Raw genomic sequence first — 21685 nt, forward strand, 5'->3', positions numbered from 1 at the left:
TTGATTAGAAAGCTATGTATGTTAATTTAACATATAAGTGAAAATTATTATTTAAAGGGGTTACATCTTAAGTTTCTCATATTTATAGACTATTACATTTAGTGATGTAGCCAAAATAGGGTATAATTACATAAATTTGTAAATATTATCATAACCGCATTCAAAAATAGTGAAAATTGAAAACAAATTAATTAAACACATTCCTATTGCTTGGATGATTGGTATAAGTGCTTTAGTTTTATTTTCTGCTAGTAGTTTACGGCATTTCATGTTTCAATCAACGGCTCTTGATTTAGCCGTGTTTGATCAATGGGTTTACTTAGTAAGTCAAAATTTACCACCTATTTCATCTTTCTTTGGCTTTCATATTGTAGGTGATCACGCAGCTTTCATTCTCTATTTCATCGCCCTACTATACAAAATTTATCCTGACATACATTGGTTATTTGCAGTTCAAGCAATTGCACTAGCATTAGGAGCTTTGCCGATATATTTATTAAGCTTGAAAATAGGTTTATCTATTGCTTATGCCAGAGCAATTGCTATTTCTTACTTACTGTATCCTGCTTTATTTAATATAAATTTATATACTGATTTTCGCCCTGAAGCTATTGCAGTTCCTTCATTATTATGGGCAATGTCGGCAGGAATTTCAAGCAAAACTTCTCAATTGATTTTAGCTGTCGCTTTAGCTTTAATGTGCAAAGATACTTTAAGTTTAACAGTCATCGCTTTAGGATTATGGTTTTGGTTTATTCAGAAGCAACGTGATTATGGAATAGGGTGTATGGTAGCTGGCGCTGTTTGGTACTTGCTAACAATAGGTTATCTTGTTCCTATGCTGAGAGGTGGCCAAGCTGGTGGAGTTGTATTTTTCAATTCTCTGGGTCATTCTCCTTCAGAAATCATACTAAATATTTTTACTAATCCTAGTTTAATTATCAATAAATTTTTTTTACCAGATACATTATTTTATTATTTCCTGCTTGTATTACCAGTAATATTAGGTTTGCACTGGCGGCAAGTAATGATGATAGTTCCAGCGTTACCAATGCTGTTACTGAATATTATTTCTGATTATTCTGCACAGCGAGACTTAATTCATCATTACTCTTTACCAATTTTTCCGTTTATCATTGTTTGGCTACTTTATTCAATCCGGCAATATCAGAACGAACAAAAAAGACGTTGGCTTAAACCAAGTGTTTTAATGATTTGGGCTATAGCTTCATTTTTGGTATTGGGTAAGTATGATTTTTTCGTAACCCGGTATTTAACCAATCTTCCTAATTTTCACTCTCTACAAACAGCAGTAAGTTTAGTTAAAACGCAAGGAAGTCTTTTAACAACACCAAAAATAGCTCCTCATTTGAGCCATCGTCCAATTATTAAACTAACTGACAAACTAAGCAACATAAATTGGGAAAGTTCACAAAACAAGAGTATATATTTTGAATATGTACTTCTTTATTTAATGGATATAAACACAAAAAATAGTCCTGAATTAACTAACTTAGTCAACCAATTTATAAACAACCCAGAATTTAAATTGGAATATCACAACAAGGATGTTTATTTATTTACCAAAAATTAACAACTTCAAATACTAAATTTTCAATTTTTTTAATAAAAATATGATAAAAAATTGACGTATTTTTATGTTATTTACGCATGATAATTTATCATTCATGAACCCCTACAGACTTCCATTGTCAATCAGTGAAATCAATATAAAGCCATTAGCTTTACCTATAATTTTACTCTGATTTAAATTCATTTTCTCTAAAGTCTCATTATCCATCAACAAATAAAATTTATTAGCCCACATCTCCTGTAACACTGAAACGGGAGCAGAAATAACCTTACAGTCACAATAAAAATCTAAACTAGGACGACTATAAGCAAAAGAAGTATAAATAGTTGTTCCCACTGGAATATTCTGACGAATTAATGCAGCTACTGGTTTAACTGGGAACGCTTCGTTTAACTCCCAAATCCATGAATGGGAACTCATTAAGAGCAATAAAACTAAATACATTCCCGAAAATAAAACCGGGATAAAATTACGATTTTGCTTAATAACTAACCATGCAGCAATTCCCATACTGATTGCTAAAATAATACTCATAATAATTAATGTCGGTTGTGGGTCAGCAAAAATAAAATAAACACAACCTCCCAAACCAGCAACAGTTAGAAAAGTAAAAAATCCTCCTAGAAATTTGACATTAAACTTCCCTTCCTGCCAAATTTCGCTCAAATTAATACCAATGGCTAAAGCTAAAAATGGATATATAGGCATTACATACCAGGGCAGTTTTGTACTCATGACTGAAATCGTCCCAAAGTAAATCACTGTGCTAATAATAATCAAGCAACCCCAAGCCGTATAGCGTTTTTTCCAAGCTAAATATAACCCACCCGGCAAAAACAACACCCAGGGAAAACCATATTTAAGTATTTCTATTAAATAGAACCAAACAGTCCCACTATGACCTTCTACAGATTCCACTAGTCGCGCGAAAGTTTGTGATTGAAAATTTATTTGTAAAAAATTCTCACCATAATGTCGCCATTGGGCAATATACCAAGCAATAGGTAAAGCATTACCAAATAAGATTCCTATCCATAAATATAAACTCTTCAATAAATAAAACTGTTTATTTGCAAGGATAAATAAACCTGCAATTCCCCCCAATAGCAAAACTATCATGCCTTTGGTAAGAGTAATTAATCCTAAACTTAAGCCAATTCCTAAAGCATAAATTCGCTGCTGGCGTGATTTTAAAATACAAAATAATAACAATAAAAAAAATGTTACAATCGCACCGTCCAACATTGCTAATCTGCCATGACGCACTACAGGTAACATGGTCATATAAACTAAAGCAGTAAATAATGCTGGTAAACTTTGGTTAAAAACTAAATTTCCTACTGAGTAAAGTAAAGGCACACCCAACGCAGTTAATACCGCACTTGGTAAGCGAGTTGTCCATTCATTTACACCTCCTAAAGAATAAGAAACAGCAATTAACCAGTGTATTAAAGGCGGTTTATTATGATATGGTTCACCTCCTAAAGTTGGATAAAGCCAAACCATTTTATCCGCTGGGTTACGCCAAATTTCACGGGCAACTTGGGCTATAGTACCTTCATCCCAATCTCTTAAAGGTGAGTTTCCTAAAAATATTAGCCACAGGCATAAAGATGTAAATAATAAACCTAACAACCAGCGGTTATTCCTCATATTTAAAAATTGATTAATGGTAAAAATTTCATGATATTAGTGACGGTTTTTAATGTTTTTAATTCAGGTATATCTGGTTTAATTTTTTCCGCTATAGCTAATGGTTTTTCAGCTAATCTTGGTTGAAAGCTATATAAATGAACAACTGCTAAATAAGTCCATATGTAAGGATTTTGAGCATCATATTTAGTTAATTCTGTTAAATTCTGGATTAATTCTGGTGCTTTACGCTGTAAAAGTTGTGATAAAGCTAGAGTGTAACGCCAATTAAGATTATTTGGTTGATTTTGCAGGTAATAATTAGCTATAAATTCAGTTTGTTTTAAATAATCGTGGGTGGGATCATATTGATTAAAATTATCTATCTGTTTAAATATATTTTCTAATTTACCATTTTGTAATTCTGGTGCTAATTGTGAGAGGCGAGAAACTAAATCTAAAGGTGGAGATTTTTCGATGTTTCCTTTATCTATCACCGTTACCGTTACATCTTGAATATTTAAAGGAGTGATTTGGCTATTTCTTCTATCTAAATAGAAAGCAGAAAGTTGATATTTGCCTACAGGTAGTGTTTCGGGTATAAATGTAGATAAATTCTCAATTACTCGAAAATTTCCTTGGGGATGACATTTCAAACCACAGTATAAATGTCCTAAACCGATGGCATGATCATGATACCATGACCCTTGCAGATTTTGCCATTTTAAAAGTAACAAACCATTTTGTAATTTATCCCATTTACCTGTAATTTGATAAGTGACAGGGTTATTTTTTTCTTTAATAAATTGATCGGAAATTTTAACTTGTTCTAGAGTAACTGGTTCAGGAATAGAATTTAACTTTTCAATGACTACAACCGGATTTTTACGATGATATAATCGTAATTTATCGTTATTTGGTAATTCCCAATCAGCCTGTAATTTTAAATCAGGAGAAGATTCGACTAAAGATGTTAATTTGCGTTTAACTTCTCCTTTTTCATCTGCCGGATATGGTTCATTTTCTCTGGTAATATACCAAGAAAAATACTGTAAATCTTGGTTGACATCAGCTAATTTGGTAGTTAATTTTCTCCCATGTACACGAAAGTCTGCCAATTTACCAAAATAATCTAAGGTAAACTCGTTTATTTGCGATGATGAAACCGGAATTATTCCTAAAGTTGAGCGTAAATAAGGAGTTGTTTGGTTAATTTCATTTATCAGTTGAGAAAGGGGATATTTTTTAGCATCATCATTGGGTAAATGCTTTCCTCCCCATACTTGTATTAGGGGTAAAGGAAACAAGTTATTCAGTAAAAATATGACACTGAATCCTAAAGTTACTAACCTCAATTTATCAAACCTGCTATTTTCTATCAGATGGAAAAAGTGAGCTAAAATTAAACTAATAACAGGAAAACAAGGGAGAATAAATCTAATATCTTTATTTGTACCCAGGGAACAAAGTATATAACTGCTGACTAGGAAAATTAATAACCAATTTAAACCAGAATTTCCTAAACTATTTTTAATCGCATTTTGAGAAAATTTACTTTTAATCAGATAAACTAATAAAATCCCTAGACTCACACACAATATTGGTAAACCGACAGTTTCGGGTACAAGTTGGGGATAAAATAACCATCCAGCAAGAGTGTTAGCAGCAGGATCACCTTCCCTTCTTCCCACACTGTTAGCGTGTAAAGCAGAAGTGATAATTGTTAACCAATTTACACTATACCAATAACTACAAATTAACCAAGCAAAAATTAGAGATAAAGCTGATTGAAATAGTTTAATAAACTTGCGATTTTTAATGAAGATAATTAATGTCCATATACCAGGGATGAAGATAAAAAGAAATCCTGTGGGTTTTGCTAACATGATTAACCCTATGCCTAATCCCAAGCTAATAGTTAGTAACCATGAGATAAAACCAGTATAACTATCTTTCCAAATGGTTAAAATGGTAAATGTGAAGATGACAACTGCTGTTAAACCATAATCTAATAAGTAATCTGTTCTCACAATTCCCAAAATCGGAAACAGCACACAAAAGATGCTGGCTGTGATTCCAATTTTGTGATTGTTAAATAAATATTTCCCTAGATGATATACTGACAGCATAATTATAGCTGTATATAATAAGTTCACTAAACTAGATTGGTCGTATCCCTTGCCAAAGAGAAACAAAAAGGGTACTGTGCAAATATATACAAATGGAGCGCGATAACTAGGAGTTAATTTCCATAGCGATAACCACCAATCACCTGAGAAAAGATTAAAATTTTCAAAAAGACGATAATGACTTAATGCTCCTGTTAAATGTGCGCTTTGATCGTGGGCAGGAATAGAATCATCTAAGAAAAACCAATATCTATCTATAACTAATGCTAACAACCAAATGATGAATAGGATTAAATAATATTTTTTTAATTTAGAGTCATGGAAATAATTCATATTTATAAAAACGATAAATTTGCCGAATTTGAATTATTTGCTGAAAATAATTTCTGCTTCAATATAGTTGAATGGAATAGAATCAAGGGCGGGGAAACCCCGCCCCTACAGCATTTGTGATTTAACACTGTATCTCACTGAGCTAAAAACCGATATAACGAAGTGTTTACTTGATATCTTTGTTGTGAATTCGAGATTAACAAGTTTATACCAAATAATCAATAACTGTGAATCAACCTGTCTATTCTTTAATTATCCCCATTTACAACGAAGAAGAAAATATCACAGAAATGTATAACCGTCTAATTAATGTCATGGCACAGTTAGATGATGAAGCTGAACTGATTTTAATTGATGACGGTAGCCGCGATCGCTCTTTGAGTATGATCCGCGAACTTCACCACCATAATAGTCGAGTGCGTTACCTGAGTCTAGCTAGGAATTTTGGTCATCAAATTGCCGTCACAGCAGGCTTAAACTTTGTCCAGGGTAAAAGCATCATTGTCATGGATGCTGACTTGCAAGATCCACCAGAGTTAATCGTCACGATGATTGATAAATGGCATGAAGGATACCAAGTAGTTTATGCCCAGCGCATATCACGTCAAAAAGAAAGCTGGCTAAAACGCTTAATGGCGTATCTTTTTTATCGCATTCTCAAGCGCTTGGCTAAAGTTGACATCCCTGTAGATACAGGCGACTTTTGTTTAATGGATAGACAGGTAGTAGATATCCTCAATGCGATGCCAGAACGTAACCGCTATATTCGTGGCTTACGCGCTTGGGTAGGTTTCCGACAAACATCCGTACTTTTTGAAAGAAGTCCTCGTTATGCTGGAGATGTAAAATATACTTTTGGTAAGTCTTTATCCTTGGCAGTTGATGGTATTATCTCATTTTCCATAGTTCCCCTGAGACTTGCTACTTATTTAGGGCTTTTATCTGCTGCTATTGCGTTAATTATGATATTTCTCGTGCTTTATTGGCGGATATTTGCACCAGTATCTCCCTTGATAGGCTACACATTAATTACAATTGCCATGTTTTTCTTAGGGTCAGTTCAGTTAATTTGTATTGGCATTTTAGGTGAATATATTGGTCGAATTTATGAAGAAGTTAAAGGTCGTCCTCTTTATACACTGAAAGAAACCGGAGGTTTTACAAAAACTTGATCTGCTTATACAGCACTTCCCGATATTCTGAGGTACAAGAACCCCAACCCCCTCCTCCTTTGGATGATGCCTCCGGCACGCTACGCGGTAAGCGAAGCCATGCCCGAAGGGCTTTACACCAGTCGCCTACGGTGGGAAACCCGCCTAGCGCTGGTTCACCGCAAGCGATGAGGGGGCTAAGATGTGTCTCATATAATTTGAAACCGCTGTAGATTCGGACTTCTCTCAGCAATCACTGATCTTGTTGTTTATCTAAAAAATTAGAATTAAGAGATTTAGGTAAAATTTGTGTCTTTACAAGAATTTAGTTTATTACTAGTATCAGTTATCATCAGCGTTGCTGGGCAATTTTTCTTAAAAATGGGAGCAATCAAATTAGGTAAAGTTCAGCTTGGGAACATTTTTAGTCTTATTGTCAACATGATCACCATACCAGAACTTTTATTAGGACTAGCCTGTTATGGTATTGGTGCGATCGCCTACATTTTACTACTAACAAGAGTAAATCTTAGTGTTGCTGCTCCTGCGGTATCAGTTGGTTATATATTTTCGGTATTACTGGGTTACTTTATTTTAAAAGAACCTATACCTTTCATCCGTCTTGTGGGATTAAGTTTCATAGTCACAGGAGTAATATTAGTAGTGTGGAGAAAATAATACAGCGACTGTTACTAATAAAATCCTCTTAGTGCATAGGCTTTTCCATTCTTGGGAATATCCAGAATCTTAACTTATCGAAAAAGTTGGGGATTTACATCCTGAAAGTTTTATGTTTCATGATTTTTACCCACTGAGAAGTATTTTGACTGACACTCGGAATAATTCTTTCTTAATTTTTTATTAAGAAAATCCTTTTCTCTGCATTGTTGAAGAGTATCTATGTTAACAACTAACTCAACCTCGATTATGGGAAACTAGCATCAGTTCTTTTTTGTTTATCTATTTCTTAGCTTCTCAAAACAACACAATGCCGTAAGAAATTGAATTTTTTCTTTCAATGGAAGGCAGGAACTTAAGCTGTAAAATATACATATGCAGTAATGTTACTGATGGTTTGTGCCGTTATTTAGTGGTGGATAATTTATTTCTAAAGTCTGGATTATATGGAATAATTATTGATTCATGATCCGACGATGTTGACAAAATTACAAAATTCACAGATTCCTTACACAAGAGGGTAACTGAATGGTCAATGATAAGGTTTGAGGCAAGTATAATTTATTTTTTTAACTTCGGAATTTCTGTAACTTCGTAGCACAATCTTCATGTCTGTCAGTAATAACCTGATGATTAAGCATTCAGCTTGTAGCTTCAAGTTATCAGCAAGAGAAAAAATCATGGCAATTATGGGCATTCTCACTGTTAATTACTGGTTGTTTTAATGTAAGTCTCCCAGATCCAAAACGCCGAAAATCTGTTTTTAGCTGACTGCTAAGTGCTAATAGCTAAATGCTTACCTTGATTATCTAATATCTAGACAAAATGTGTTATAACCTACCGTCAGAAGTATGACTGATGGTTCAACCTTTGAAGGAGCTATGCGGTGGAAAACAATAAGTCATTTTTTTGGACGCAGGGTATATTAATTGCGTTGGTTGGTTTAGCTGGTACGTTGGGTATTGGTTTTATGATGCTTGTTAAGCCTAATACATCTGAGGCTCAAAGTAGCCAAGATACTAGTATTAATTATATCAATGCTAAAGTAGGAACTCAAGAGCGTATTGAAGAATTTAAGGAGACAATGCTCTCCAGTTGGCAGCAAGAAGCGCAAGCAAAAGGGATTACTACCGATGTACCATTACGGTTTCAAGGGGAAACTATTAAGGAAGTTAAGCTCTCTCCAGAGCAAAAAGTTATTGCCTTAACGTTTGATGATGGGCCTTGGCCTAATAGTACAACCCAAGTACTGGATATTCTGAAGAAGAATAAGATTAAAGGAACATTTTTTGTTGTTGGGCAAAATGTCAAGAATTATCCCGACTTAACCAAGCGGGTAGTTACCGATGGTCACACTATTGCTAATCATACCTGGCATCATTGGTATCACCACATGAACCCGCAGATGGCAGCCTATGAAGTTGCTAATACTACAGATATTATTTATAAAACTACAGGTGTAAAAACTAGTTTGTTTCGTCCACCTGGAGGCAATATGAAAAATGGGGTAGTAGCTTACGCTAGAAGCAATAAGTATGCAACTATTATGTGGTCTACAGATTCAATAGACTATTCTCGTCCTGGTGTACCAAGGTTGATTAACAATGTATTCAGGGGAGCAAAACCTGGTGGGATTGTGTTAATGCATGATGGTGGTGGCGATCGCACTCACACTGTCAAAGCTTTACCAGAAATTATCAGTAGATTCCGCAAGCAAGGTTATGACTTTGTTACCATTCCAGAACTTTTAGAAATGCAAGATAAAAATCTAGAGTTAATGGCTAAGAAGAAGTAATTAGTAATTAGTAACCCATTGAAGGGCGGGATTTTCCCGCCCCTACGATTAAACAGAACTTAGCTGTTTTTGTTCTGAAGTGGCTTCAGGATTGGCTTCAGGACTGTCAGATTCAGAAGGTGGAACTAACTGCCAGAACTTGGGTAAAAATTCTGCCCAGTTTTGTAAAATTAGCTGTGCTTTGGGTGAGTTAGTGCGATCGCTATGAGCTTTAATCAATTCATAAAGTTGTTTCGCACCAGTTTCTGTAACTACGCGCTGAGTTTTAACAATAGCCTTGTTAACTAACTCAGGGAAAGCATCATCTTCATCTAAGAAGTATCCCAGTCCCCCGGTCATCCCCGCACCTACGTTACGGCCGACTTTACCCAGAACTACAATCACACCACCAGTCATATACTCGCAGCAGTGATCTCCAGCCCCTTCAATGACTGCTGTACCTTTAGAATTACGCACAGCGAAACGTTCTCCGGCTAAACCGTTGGCAAATAATACGCCACCAGTCGCACCATAGAGACAGGTATTGCCAACAATCACGTTTTGTGATGAGTCATAACTTGCCTCTGCTGGGGGTTTAATGATAATTTCCCCACCGTGCATCCCTTTACCAACATAGTCGTTAGCTTCCCCTGTTAAAGTCAGAGTTAAGCCAGGCAGGTTAAACGCACCAAAGCTTTGCCCGACACTACCTTGAAAATTGAGGTTAATTTGCCCTTCAAAGCCGCTATCACCATACTGGGATGCGATCGCTCCTGCTAATCTTGAACCCACCGTTCTATCGGTGTTAACAACGTTAAAAGTCTTACTGATTATCGATTGATTGCTAATTGCGGCTTGAATATCCCCATCAGCTAAAATCTGGTCATCTAAAACAGATCCATTGCTGTGGACTTTTTCATGCTCTAACCAGCTACGGTTTTGTTTTGCATCTGGTAGCTTAGTTAAGCAGTCTAGGTTCAGGGCTTGAGTTTTATTCAATTTCACATCAGAACGGACAGTGAACAAATCCGCCCTACCAGTCAATTCTGTCAAGGAACGATAACCCAGTTTAGCTAATAGACTGCGTACTTCTTCAGCGACAAAATAGAAGAAATTAACCACGTTTTCGGGGATACCTGTAAAGCGTTGGCGTAATTCTTCTTTTTGAGTAGCCACACCTTTGGGACAGGTATTTAAATGACATACCCGCGCCATAATACAACCTTCAGCAATCATGGCGATGGAACCGAAACCGAACTCTTCAGCGCCCATTAAAGCCCCAACTAGGACATCCCAGCCACTCTTGAGACCACCATCAACTCTTAAGGTGACGCGATCGCGCAATCCATTTTCCATCAACACCCGATGTACTTCACTTAGACCGAGTTCCCACGGGCTACCAGCGTGTTTAATGGAACTTAAAGGAGATGCGCCAGTACCACCATCATGACCGGAAATTTGGATAATATCGGCGTTGGCTTTGGCTACACCAGCCGCAATTGTACCAATCCCAATTTCAGCCACCAATTTTACTGAAACCTGTGCTTTCGGGTTAATTTGATGCAGGTCAAAAATCAACTGTGCTAGGTCTTCAATGGAGTAGATGTCATGGTGTGGGGGTGGGGAAATCAAAGTTACACCAGGTTTAGAACGGCGTAACATGGCGATATAGGGACTGACTTTTGGACCCGGTAACTGTCCACCTTCACCTGGTTTTGCACCTTGGGCAATTTTGATTTCAATTTGTTTGGCGCTGGCTAGGTATCCTGGAGTGACACCAAAACGACCGGAAGCGACTTGTTTGATGGCGCTAGAAGCTGTGTCACCATTTCTCAAACCATTCAAATGGGGGAGAGTGGGTGAATGTCCCGTTGCGTCAACATCATTTAATACTTTGTAACGAACGGGATCTTCCCCACCTTCACCAGAGTTAGATTTACCACCAATGCGATTCATAGCGATCGCTAAAGTTTCATGAGCTTCCCGTGATAAAGCACCTAAAGACATTCCTCCAGTACAGAAGCGTTGAGCAATCTCACTGACTGATTCAACTTCTTCGATGGGGATAGATGTGCGATCGCTTGTAAAATCTAATAAATCCCTCAAAGCCGTTGCTGGTCTACTTTGCAAATGCTGTTTATAAACTTCGTAATGGTCATAATTCTTCCCATCTACAGCCTTATGCAGCGCCTTCACCAGTTCCGGGCTATTGCTATGATATTCACCACCGGGACGATACTGGACAAATCCCAAGTTTTCCAACTTCTTGGCTGACAGTTCTGGGAAACCCTTGCTGTGGAAAGAAAGCACCTCTTGAGCTAGTTCTTTACAACTCAGCCCACCAATACGGGAAGTTGTCCCTCGGAAACCTAAAGCTAACAAATCTCCACCAATACCAATAGCTTCAAATATTTGTGCTGCTTGATAGCTAGAAAGCAGAGAAATTCCCATTTTTGAGAGAATTTTCAACAAACCTGATTCTACAGCTTGGCGATAATTTGCGATCGCCTGTTCCAGAGTCAGATTATTAATTTTCCCCCTTTGCATAAACTGTTGCGTTTTCGGGTCAGACCACCAATCACGCACAGTATCCAAAGCCATATACGGGCAAACCGCACCAGCCCCGTATCCCAATAGACAAGCAAAATGATGGGTACTCCAACATTGGGCCGTATGAACAACCAAAGATGTTTTCATCCGCACACCTTCGCGGATTAAATAATGGTGAACCGCACCCACAGCCAATAAAGGCGGAATATAGGTATATTCTGCACTTATCCCCTTTTTTTCACCCTGATTAAGAGTTGGGTGAATCTTATCACTCAATATCAAAATCTTCGCACCAGCCCGCACTGATTCCGCCGCTTGTTTTTGTAAAGCTTCCACAGCAGCTTTTAAACTATCTGGCCCAGCAGCAATGGAGAACAAAGTTGACAACTCAGCAGTCGCAAAACCGGACAGCTTAATTGCTTCTAACTCACTTTCCGTCAGCACAGGTGATTCTAGCTTCAGTCTGCGGGCGTGTTCTGGTTGAGGATCTAATAAATTACCTCTTTCACCCAATTCCACAGTCAAGGACATCACCAGCTTTTCCCGTAATGGGTCAATAGGTGGGTTTGTCACCTGAGCAAAACGCTGTTTGAAATAGTCATACAGCAAATGGGGTTTTTCTGATAGCACCGCTAAAGGAATATCATCCCCCATGCAGAAAGTCGGTTCTGCACCAGTATTAGCCATAGGCTGAATCACCATTTCTACATCTTCTGTCGTGTAGCCAAAAGCAATTTGCTGTTGCAGTAAAGTTTGTTTATCCAGTTTGTCAGCAGTTAGATGTCCATTGTCAGTTGGATGATGACCGTTACCATTGCCATTATGTACGGGCGGGGTTTCCCCGCCCTGACTAACTAACTGTTTTAGTTCCTGACGGTGTTGTTGCAACCAATCGCCATAGGGATGTAAGTTAGCAATACGCTGTTTAATTTCCCAGTTCTTCAAAATCTCATTGCTGCTTAAATCCACAGCAATCATTTGTCCTGGTCCCAATCTGCCTTTTTCCAAAATGTCAGCTTCTGGAAATTCGATCACACCTGCTTCGGAAGCAACCACAATATAGTCATCTTTAGTAATCACATAGCGAGCAGGTCTTAAACCATTGCGGTCTAAAGTTGCACCAACTCTTTTCCCATCACTAAATACCAAAAGTGCGGGGCCGTCCCAGGCTTCTTGCAAACCGCTGTAATATTCGTAGAAATCAACAATTTCCGGATAATTCTGTAAGGAAGGTTGATTTTTGTAAGCCTCTGGAACCATCATCATTAAGGCTTCCAAGGGGCTGCGGCCAGAACGGACGAGCAACTCCAGCACGTTGTCAAGTGTAGCTGAATCGCTGCTGTCAATATTTACCAGTGGCTTAAATTCATCTTCTCGACCATTCCACACTGGATGATTTAAGGTGGCTTCTCGTGCCATCATCCAGTTAATGTTACCCAACAGTGTATTGATTTCGCCATTGTGACCCAATAGCCGCATTGGTTGCGCCAAAGGCCATTTCGGCATCGTGTTGGTACTAAATCGGCGATGATAAACAGCAAAAGCGATTTTAAAAGCTGGATTTTTTAAATCTTCGTAAAACTCTCCCAATACCGCCGAACGCACCATCCCTTTGTAGACAATTGTGCGGCTAGATAAGGAGCAGACATAAAATTCTTCTGAGATATTTTTGGCAGCTTTGAAAATGCGACGGCGGGTAATATACAGTTCCCGTTCTAATTCATCACCGCTTTTATCAGCCGAAGCTAAAAAAACTTGTTCTATTTGGGGTTGATTCTCTTTTGCTTGCAACCCTAAGACATCTGAATGCACAGGGACTACTCGCCAGCCCAGTACAGTGAATTTTTCTTCAGCCGCTACTTGCTCAAATACAGCTTTTGCTTGTTGGGCTGCTTTCTGGTCTTGGGGTAAGAATATCATTCCTACCGCCATTTTGCCAGTGTTGGCAACATCAATTCCTTCTTGTTGAAACAATTCCCAAGGAATCGCTGTCAAGATGCCTGCACCATCACCAGAATCTTGGTCAGCACTACAACCACCTCTATGTTCTAAGCAGGTAAGAGCAGTTAGAGCTTTTACCAAAATTTCATGGCTGGAACTATTTTGGCGATGAGCAATAAAACCTACACCACAAGCATCTCTTTCTTCTACTAACCACTTTTGCCCTTGGTAGGTATCTTTAATTTCCATTTCCGACGATGTGATTTTTTGACCCTGATTTAACTGTTGATGATTCATACTCTATTCCTGAAATGTTGAGTTACAGATTTTGCCACTGTTGCTACTGCTGGGAAAAAAATTTCTAAGATTGAGCGTTGGAGAAATAAATAGTCACGAAAATTTAGGGAAAAAAAATTTTAACTTCGAGTTAACTTTTTAGCTCACTCGTGTTAAAATCACGACGTTATTTTTTTATTTGCTTATGCACTGCTGGAAAAACTAACTTTGTGCGAATAATCTGGTTTCCCTGACATTACTTGTATTTAATGTGGTAAAGCTAAGTATTTTTTCAATCCTTTTTCGACCAGATAAAGGATAACTGTCAGATATCACCTATCTCGGCATACCTGAGATCAAATTTCAACTGAACAGTCTAATGTCCTGAAAGCCGCAATTATCCTGATGCAGCACCAAAGTCAGCGTATTACACTATATGCCCATTTGACAATTCCTAAAATATCTTCTGTTGTCGTCTATATTTTTGCTGCTTATTTATTGCCATCTGTCTTGCTATCAACTAGACCTCACTTAAAGTCGCAACAGTGGCAGCTATCGGTGAGCAGGGAATTTTTTCATCTAGATTTAAATATCAAGACTACTATTATAGCTTGTTTAAGGATGGTGTCCTTAAGAACATTGTGCGTTGGTAATTTTGGCGTGAAATTTGCTTGCCAGTTTTTACAAGATATAAAAATCCAACCTACATAATATCATGTTTGTTGAAAAGCAAAAACATATTTTTTTAATATTTCCTCATACTAGCTTAAGCTGGTAACGTTCAAAAGTACTTAGATCAGGATGGTCAAAATGCCGAATCGTTGCCAACAATCACAGATGAATACCCTTGTCCTCATTAGCAATAGCAAGTTTTTCCGCTGCTCTGTGTCCTCCATTCTTTTGACAGCGCTGTGCTTAACTGCTGGTGCGACTAAAGCTCAAGAGTCGGCTGCAAATACTCAATCTTTGCCAAGCTCTATTTCCCAATTGCCAACACCTGCTTCATCACAAGTGATACCATCTGGTAATCAAATTACTCTCAATGGTCGTACAGTACAAGGAGCCTGGTTACAGCAACGAGGAAGTGATGGTACGGTGACAACTCATCTTAGTGATGGGACGCTGAGACAATTGATGGGGGTAGATTTATTAAGTAGCAGCAATCCTAATCAACAACCAGTGGAGTGGTTTTCGTCGGGTATACCAGCACTTAACACCAAGTTGTTGGGAGGATATCGCTATTTAGATATTTCGAGTTTTGCTCAAACAGCGGGCTGGCAAATGCAAGCCAATGGTAATATTTTGGTAATTTCTACCCCGCCAGCCCAAGTCAACAATATTCGTCAGGGTAAACAAACTTGGGGTGACAGACTTGTTGTTGATTTAGATCGTCCAACTCCGTGGAAAGTTGCACAAGGCCAACCTATAAAAAGACCTGTTAATCCCAACGCGCCAACTAACAAACCGACTACACCACTGAATAGGGAATGGATAGTTACCCTGGATAGTAAGGCTGATAACGGCTTAATTCAACGTTATGCACCCCAACCGACAACACCACCAGACCAGTTAAAACAGTTACCGACTTCTGAACCACTGATTCAAAAAGTGGAGATGGTTAGTAACCAAACAAATATTCATCTTAGCGTTCCCTTTGGATTATCTCCTCGAATTAGTGCGATCGCTAACCCCAATCGTTTAGTGATTGATATTCGACCTGATGCTTTGGTAGCAAGGGATATTACCTGGGCTAAGGGATTACGCTGGCAACAAAGGTTTATTAATTTAGGTACAGAAAGCTTTCCTGTGGTTTGGTTAGAAGTTAATCCCCGTGAAGTGGGTATCACACTAAAACCAATATGGGCAAGTTCTGATATCTTAGCGGGTACTGCTCCTTTGATTCAAACTGCACAACGTTATTTAGCTGTAGCAGGTATTAATGGGGGTTATTTTAACCGCAATAATAAATTTCCTTTGGGGGCAATTCGTCAGAATAATCAGTGGATATCAGGGCCAATTTTAAACCGAGGAGCGATCGCTTGGAATGATTCAGGACAATTTTATTTTGGTCGTCTCACTTTAAATGAAACTTTAATCAGTGCCAATAACAAGCCTTTACCAATTCTTTTTCTTAACAGCGGCTACGTACAAAGCGGCATAGCCCGTTACACCTCAGCATGGGGAGCTAGTTATACACCCATCATTGATAATGAAATTCTTCTAGTCGTCCAAAATAACCAAATTACCAATCAGTTATCTGGTGGAAAAGCTGGTACAACTAATATTCCTATTCCCCAAAACGGCTACATACTAACTCTACGCGGCACTGCTACCAGTAACGCATCTCAATTACCTATTGGCACAAAAGTCAGTCTTAACAGCACCACTACACCCAATGAGTTTAGCAATTACCCCTACATAATCGGTGCAGGCCCATTATTATTACAAAATCGGCAAATTGTTCTTGATGCCAAAGCCGAAAAATTCAGCGCCGCCTTCATCGCCGAAAAAGCTATTCGTAGCGGTATTTGTACCACCACAACAGGTAATCTGCTCATTACTGCCGTACATACTCGCGCTGGCGGACATGGACCCACCTTAGCCGAACACGCCCAATTAATGCAAGTTATGGGCTGTGTGAATGCCCTCAATTTGGACGGTGGTAGTTCTACAAGTTTATACCTGGGAGGGCAACTACTAGACCGTTCCCCCAATACAGCAGCCCGTGTCCATAACGGTATCGGTATTTTTTTGAACCCACAGCCATAAACCTACTCAAAACTAAATAGGACTCACACAAAAAACCGCTGAAACTCTTATTTCTCAGTGTCCTCTGCGTCCTCTGTGGTTCGTTTTTCCTAACTTGTCCGTAACTTCTGCTAAAAATGTAAAACTATCAAAAATAGGTTCTAATTTCGCATCTTAAATTTTCCCCAAACGCTGATTCCGCAATACTTTTTTAAAGCTGCGAACAAGCTGGGTTTTTTATTGATGAAGAATTAGTGTAGACCCAAGACTTTCACTGGGAATAGGTTACGCCATAACATCTGATTTTGCTATGGTTATCAAAGTGAAATTAATTTGCTAATTCTCGCACTGGCAATATCAGCCACAATTCTCTCCTCAATTATTAAGAATCATAAAATTTTGTATGTCCCAAAATGAGGTAACTATGGCTCAATTGACAGAAACCACACCAACTAACACTCTACCCTTTAGCGCCGCACTTAATTCTAGAAGTATTGCTGCAAGTGAACTACGTCCTTGGGGTTCTTTTACAGTTTTAGAAGAAGGGCGCGGATATAAAATTAAACGCATTGAAGTTAAACCTGGACATCGCCTCAGTCTACAAATGCACCACCACCGCAGCGAACATTGGATTGTTGTCTCAGGTACAGCTAAGGTAGTTTGTGGTGAGAAAGAAATTTTACTGAGTAATAATCAGTCAACCTATGTACCTCAATGCACCGTTCATCGTTTAGAGAATCCTGGAGTGATTCCCTTAATTTTGATTGAAGTGCAGAATGGTGAATACTTGGGCGAAGATGATATTATTCGTTACCAAGATGACTATGCTCGCAGTGAAAGATAGAGATGGAGACTGGGGCGTTGGGGGAGTATTTTTCTGTCGGCCTTCTGCCCCTGGACTTGATAGTGCAGCGTAGCGTATAACTCCTACGTCCTTACGCAAGCTATAGCCATACTCCTGTAATATTGAATATGGAGTTTCGGATCGCTATAAAAATTCCATGATTCAATTGAGTCTAGCCGCCGTTAATGAGATCCAGCGATTAAAATCCAAACAACAGCCAAACATATTTTTTCGCTTACAAATCAAGCCTGGTGGCTGTTCTGGCTTGTTTTATGATATTGCTTTTGATGAAGTAGTCAAGGTAGAAGATCAGGTTTTCGACTTGGATCATATTCAAGTCATCATAGATAATGAAACCCTCAATTACATCAAAGGTTTGAAATTAGATTATTCGGAGGATCTTATGGGTGGGGGTTTTCGGTTCCACAACCCATTAGCAATCTCTACCTGTAGCTGTGGTAATTCTTTCTCTATTATTCAGTAAGCGATTAGGAATGCACAACTGAATAACTAACAAAATAATAATTGACATAAAAACACAAAAAACGCTATAATCAGGATTTGTTAAAATAGAACATAAGCAGCTTTACGCGCTGTAACTCATGCCAACAATACAGCAGCTAATACGCACAGAACGCGAACAAGCGCGTCAGAAAACCAAGTCCCCTGCTCTGAAACAATGCCCTCAACGCCGAGGAGTTTGTACCAGAGTATACACAACTACACCTAAAAAACCTAACTCAGCTCTCCGCAAAGTAGCAAGAGTCAGACTAACTTCTGGATTTGAAGTCACAGCTTACATTCCAGGCATTGGTCATAACTTGCAAGAACACTCTGTTGTGATGATTCGTGGTGGTCGGGTGAAGGACTTACCGGGCGTGAGATACCACATTATTCGTGGCACGTTAGATACAGCCGGAGTTAAAGACCGCAAGCAAGGACGTTCCAAATATGGAACTAAGCGCCCTAAAGAAGCTAAAAAATAGGAACTAGGCGATTAATCGCATCAACAACGATTAATCGTCTCACCTCAAGCCCCATAAAACACAAAATATAGCGGTGTCTTCTTGTTTAAGAAATCAAGCTGTAACTTGCACTAAGCGAGCAAGTGTAAGGGTTTTAAAGCCGAATACTTTAATGCGATCGCAGCACTTTAATGTAAATATTAAAGTTAATCATGTAGTCGCCTTGTGTGTCTGGTAGAGGGTTAGGACAAATTAGTTTAGCCTTGTTGTGACTAAAGCTAAAACTCAAGGAAATTTGAGCGGCTACTTACACATCTTTTAGGCTCCTATGTTCTGATAGCATATAATTTCGTTGCCAAATTCCGAATTTAAGGATGAAGTATGTCTCGTCGTGGTGTTAGTCAAAGGCGCCCAGTTCCGTCTGACTCAGTGTACAACAGTCGCCTTGTGAGCATGATTATCAGGCGGATCATGCGTCATGGCAAGAAGTCACTTGCCGCCAGAATTGTGTATGATGCCTTAAAAACTATTGAAGAACGCACTGGTGCTGGTGCTTTGGAAACATTTGAAAGAGCAGTGCGAAACGCAACGCCTTTAGTAGAAGTAAAAGCTCGACGAGTAGGTGGAGCGACTTATCAAGTCCCAATGGAAGTGCGTTCAGATCGAGGTACTACCCTGGCATTGCGTTGGTTAGTGCAGTTTTCTAGGTCTAGACCTGGACGTACTATGGCCAGTAGACTAGCAAATGAGTTAATGGACGCTGCTAACGAAACAGGAAGCTCCATTCGCAAGCGGGAAGAAACGCACCGGATGGCTGAAGCGAATAAAGCATTTGCACATTATCGCTACTAATTTAGAGAAACGATATATCGCCTCAAAGCGGTATATCTTCAAATTTCTCGAACAGACGGTTTTCCGTAAAAGTATAGAATCTTAACAAAGAGTAATATACAAGATATCATGAGGCGAAAACTATAGGAGGTAATTGTGGCACGTACACACCCGCTAGAGAAAGTACGCAATATAGGTATTGCGGCGCATATAGATGCGGGCAAAACAACGACAACAGAGAGAATATTATTTTACTCTGGGATAATTCATAAAATTGGTGAAGTTCACGAAGGAACTGCCGTAACAGACTGGATGGAGCAGGAGCGGGAGCGGGGAATTACCATCACTGCCGCTGCTATCAGTACCAGCTGGAAAGATCATCAAATTAACATTATCGATACTCCTGGCCACGTTGACTTCACAATTGAAGTGGAACGTTCCATGCGCGTGTTAGATGGTGTAATCGCCGTCTTTTGTTCCGTCGGTGGTGTCCAACCACAATCTGAGACAGTATGGCGGCAAGCAGATCGCTATAGCGTGCCTCGGATCGCTTTTATTAACAAAATGGATCGCACGGGTGCGAACTTCTATAGAGTTCATGAGCAAATGCGCGATCGCTTGCGGGCAAATGCGATCGCCATTCAGCTACCCATCGGTAGTGAAAATGACTTTAAGGGCATCATTGACTTGGTACGGATGTGTGCTTACATATACAACAATGACCAAGGAACTGATATTGAAGAAGCAGCAATTCCAGCAGAATTGCTAGAACAAGCGAACGAATACCGCACCAAGCTAGTTGAAGCAGTATCAGAAACCGATGATGCTCTGATGAATAAGTACTTCGAGGGCGAAGAACTGACAGAAGCAGAAATCCGTTTAGCCCTACGTAAAGGCACAACTGCGGGAACTATTGTGCCAGTACTTTGCGGTTCAGCCTTCAAAAACAAAGGCGTGCAGTTGATGTTAGATGCAGTTGTAGATTACCTACCTGCACCAACAGAAGTGCCACCAATTCAAGGCTTATTACCCAATGGTGAGACTGTCGAGCGTCGGGCAGATGACAACGAACCCCTAGCCGCCCTGGCATTCAAAATCATGGCTGACCCCTACGGTCGCCTTACCTTCGTTCGTGTTTATTCTGGTGTGTTGAAAAAGGGTAGCTACGTCCTCAATGCCAGCAAAGACAAGAAAGAACGGATTTCCCGCCTAGTGCTGATGAAGGCGGATGACCGACAAGACGTGGAAGAACTGCGAGCAGGTGATTTAGGCGCAGCATTAGGATTAAAAGACACCTTAACAGGTGACACTTTATGCGATGAAGGATCACCAGTCATTCTGGAATCCCTATTCATTCCTGAGCCTGTAATCTCGGTAGCGGTTGAACCCAAAACCAAAAACGACATGGACAAATTGTCCAAGGCGTTGCAATCGCTATCAGAAGAAGATCCGACCTTCCGTGTCCGCGTTGATCCAGAAACCAACCAAACCGTAATTGCGGGGATGGGTGAACTGCACCTAGAAATTTTGGTAGACCGGATGTTACGGGAATTTAAAGTGGAAGCGAATGTGGGTGCGCCACAGGTAGCTTACCGTGAAACAATTCGTAAAGCCGTTAACAAAATTGAAGGGAAATTCATCCGTCAAAGTGGTGGTAAAGGACAGTACGGTCACGTTGTCATCAATTTGGAGCCAGGAGAACCAGGCACAGGTTTTGAATTCGTCTCCAAGATTGTTGGTGGTACCGTACCCAAAGAGTACGTTAGCCCAGCAGAACAGGGAATGAAAGAATGTTGTGAATCCGGTGTTGTCGCTGGATATCCACTCATTGATGTCAAAGCTACTTTGATAGATGGTTCCTACCACGATGTAGACTCTTCGGAAATGGCTTTTAAAATTGCCGGCTCAATGGCGATGAAAGAGGCGGTATCGAAAGCTTCTCCAGTACTGTTAGAGCCTATGATGAAAGTTGAAGTGGAAGTTCCCGAAGACTTTATCGGGAACGTGATTGGCGACCTCATCGCCCGTCGGGGGCAGATTGAAAGCCAAAGCACTGAACAAGGACTCGCTAAGGTGACATCCAAAGTTCCACTAGCGACTATGTTTGGCTACGCCACAGATATCCGGTCTAAGACCCAAGGCCGGGGTATCTTTACAATGGAGTTCAGCCACTATGAAGAGGTGCCTCGCAGCGTGGCTGAAACTATCATTGCAAAAAGCAAAGGGAACGCTTAATTAA

General features: G+C 39.4%; 14 protein-coding genes. 11 read left to right on the forward strand and 3 right to left on the reverse strand.

Translation table 11 applies throughout. The annotated features are described in order from the left end of the window. The first annotated feature begins 169 nt into the window (after positions 1-169). Complete coding sequence (locus ACSQ6I_RS15130; RefSeq protein WP_438891135.1) at positions 170-1594, forward strand: DUF2079 domain-containing protein; 1425 nt, start codon at positions 170-172, stop codon at positions 1592-1594. A 102-nt stretch (positions 1595-1696) separates the two neighbouring features. Here ACSQ6I_RS15130 and ACSQ6I_RS15135 read toward each other — a convergent pair whose 3' ends face one another. After that, positions 1697-3247: an ArnT family glycosyltransferase gene (locus ACSQ6I_RS15135; protein ID WP_438891136.1), complete on the reverse strand. Its 1551-nt coding sequence runs from the start codon at positions 3245-3247 to the stop codon at positions 1697-1699. Positions 3248-3249: 2 nt separating this feature from the next. Next, positions 3250-5688 (reverse strand): hypothetical protein, encoded by a 2439-nt coding sequence (locus tag ACSQ6I_RS15140; RefSeq protein ID WP_438891137.1) that lies wholly within the window; start codon positions 5686-5688, stop codon positions 3250-3252. Between the two features lie 227 nt (positions 5689-5915). On the opposite strand from ACSQ6I_RS15140, the gene ACSQ6I_RS15145 reads away from it, so the two are divergent. The 3 genes from ACSQ6I_RS15145 to ACSQ6I_RS15155 all read left to right on the forward strand — a co-directional run bounded on the left by ACSQ6I_RS15145 (position 5916) and on the right by ACSQ6I_RS15155 (position 9312). Then, the gene (locus ACSQ6I_RS15145; RefSeq protein WP_438891138.1) at positions 5916-6860 is read left to right on the forward strand and encodes a glycosyltransferase family 2 protein; all 945 of its coding nucleotides are present in this window, start codon (positions 5916-5918) and stop codon (positions 6858-6860) included. A gap of 288 nt (positions 6861-7148) precedes the next feature. Beyond that, positions 7149-7517: an EamA-like transporter family protein gene (locus ACSQ6I_RS15150; RefSeq protein ID WP_438891139.1), complete on the forward strand. Its 369-nt coding sequence runs from the start codon at positions 7149-7151 to the stop codon at positions 7515-7517. Between the two features lie 886 nt (positions 7518-8403). Continuing rightward, entirely contained in the window at positions 8404-9312 is a 909-nt protein-coding gene (locus ACSQ6I_RS15155) for a polysaccharide deacetylase family protein (protein ID WP_438891140.1), read from the forward strand. Between the two features lie 48 nt (positions 9313-9360). Here the strand turns inward: ACSQ6I_RS15155 and ACSQ6I_RS15160 are convergent, their stop codons facing one another. Then, on the reverse strand, positions 9361-14079 hold the full coding sequence (locus ACSQ6I_RS15160) for a glutamate synthase-related protein (RefSeq protein ID WP_438891141.1): 4719 nt from the start codon (positions 14077-14079) through the stop codon (positions 9361-9363). A gap of 384 nt (positions 14080-14463) precedes the next feature. Between ACSQ6I_RS15160 and ACSQ6I_RS15165 the strand changes: the two genes are divergently transcribed. The 7 genes from ACSQ6I_RS15165 to fusA all read left to right on the forward strand — a co-directional run bounded on the left by ACSQ6I_RS15165 (position 14464) and on the right by fusA (position 21681). Then, positions 14464-14769: a hypothetical protein gene (locus ACSQ6I_RS15165; protein WP_438891142.1), complete on the forward strand. Its 306-nt coding sequence runs from the start codon at positions 14464-14466 to the stop codon at positions 14767-14769. 99 nt (positions 14770-14868) lie between these two features. Then, complete coding sequence (locus ACSQ6I_RS15170; protein ID WP_438891143.1) at positions 14869-16827, forward strand: phosphodiester glycosidase family protein; 1959 nt, start codon at positions 14869-14871, stop codon at positions 16825-16827. Between the two features lie 403 nt (positions 16828-17230). Continuing rightward, positions 17231-17650 (forward strand): phosphomannose isomerase type II C-terminal cupin domain, encoded by a 420-nt coding sequence (locus tag ACSQ6I_RS15175; protein ID WP_323313030.1) that lies wholly within the window; start codon positions 17231-17233, stop codon positions 17648-17650. A gap of 157 nt (positions 17651-17807) precedes the next feature. Continuing rightward, positions 17808-18134, forward strand: a complete 327-nt coding sequence (locus ACSQ6I_RS15180; RefSeq protein ID WP_438891144.1) for a HesB/IscA family protein — start codon at positions 17808-17810, stop codon at positions 18132-18134. A 118-nt stretch (positions 18135-18252) separates the two neighbouring features. Beyond that, complete coding sequence (rpsL, locus tag ACSQ6I_RS15185) at positions 18253-18636, forward strand: 30S ribosomal protein S12 (RefSeq protein ID WP_015214573.1); 384 nt, start codon at positions 18253-18255, stop codon at positions 18634-18636. Between the two features lie 360 nt (positions 18637-18996). After that, entirely contained in the window at positions 18997-19467 is a 471-nt protein-coding gene (gene rpsG / locus ACSQ6I_RS15190) for a 30S ribosomal protein S7 (protein WP_015214572.1), read from the forward strand. Between the two features lie 135 nt (positions 19468-19602). Further along, positions 19603-21681 (forward strand): elongation factor G, encoded by a 2079-nt coding sequence (gene fusA / locus ACSQ6I_RS15195; protein ID WP_015214571.1) that lies wholly within the window; start codon positions 19603-19605, stop codon positions 21679-21681. Positions 21682-21685 lie beyond the last annotated feature (4 nt).

The organism is Anabaena sp. WFMT (assembly GCF_051781005.1).
Classification (GTDB): Bacteria; Cyanobacteriota; Cyanobacteriia; order Cyanobacteriales; family Nostocaceae; genus Anabaena.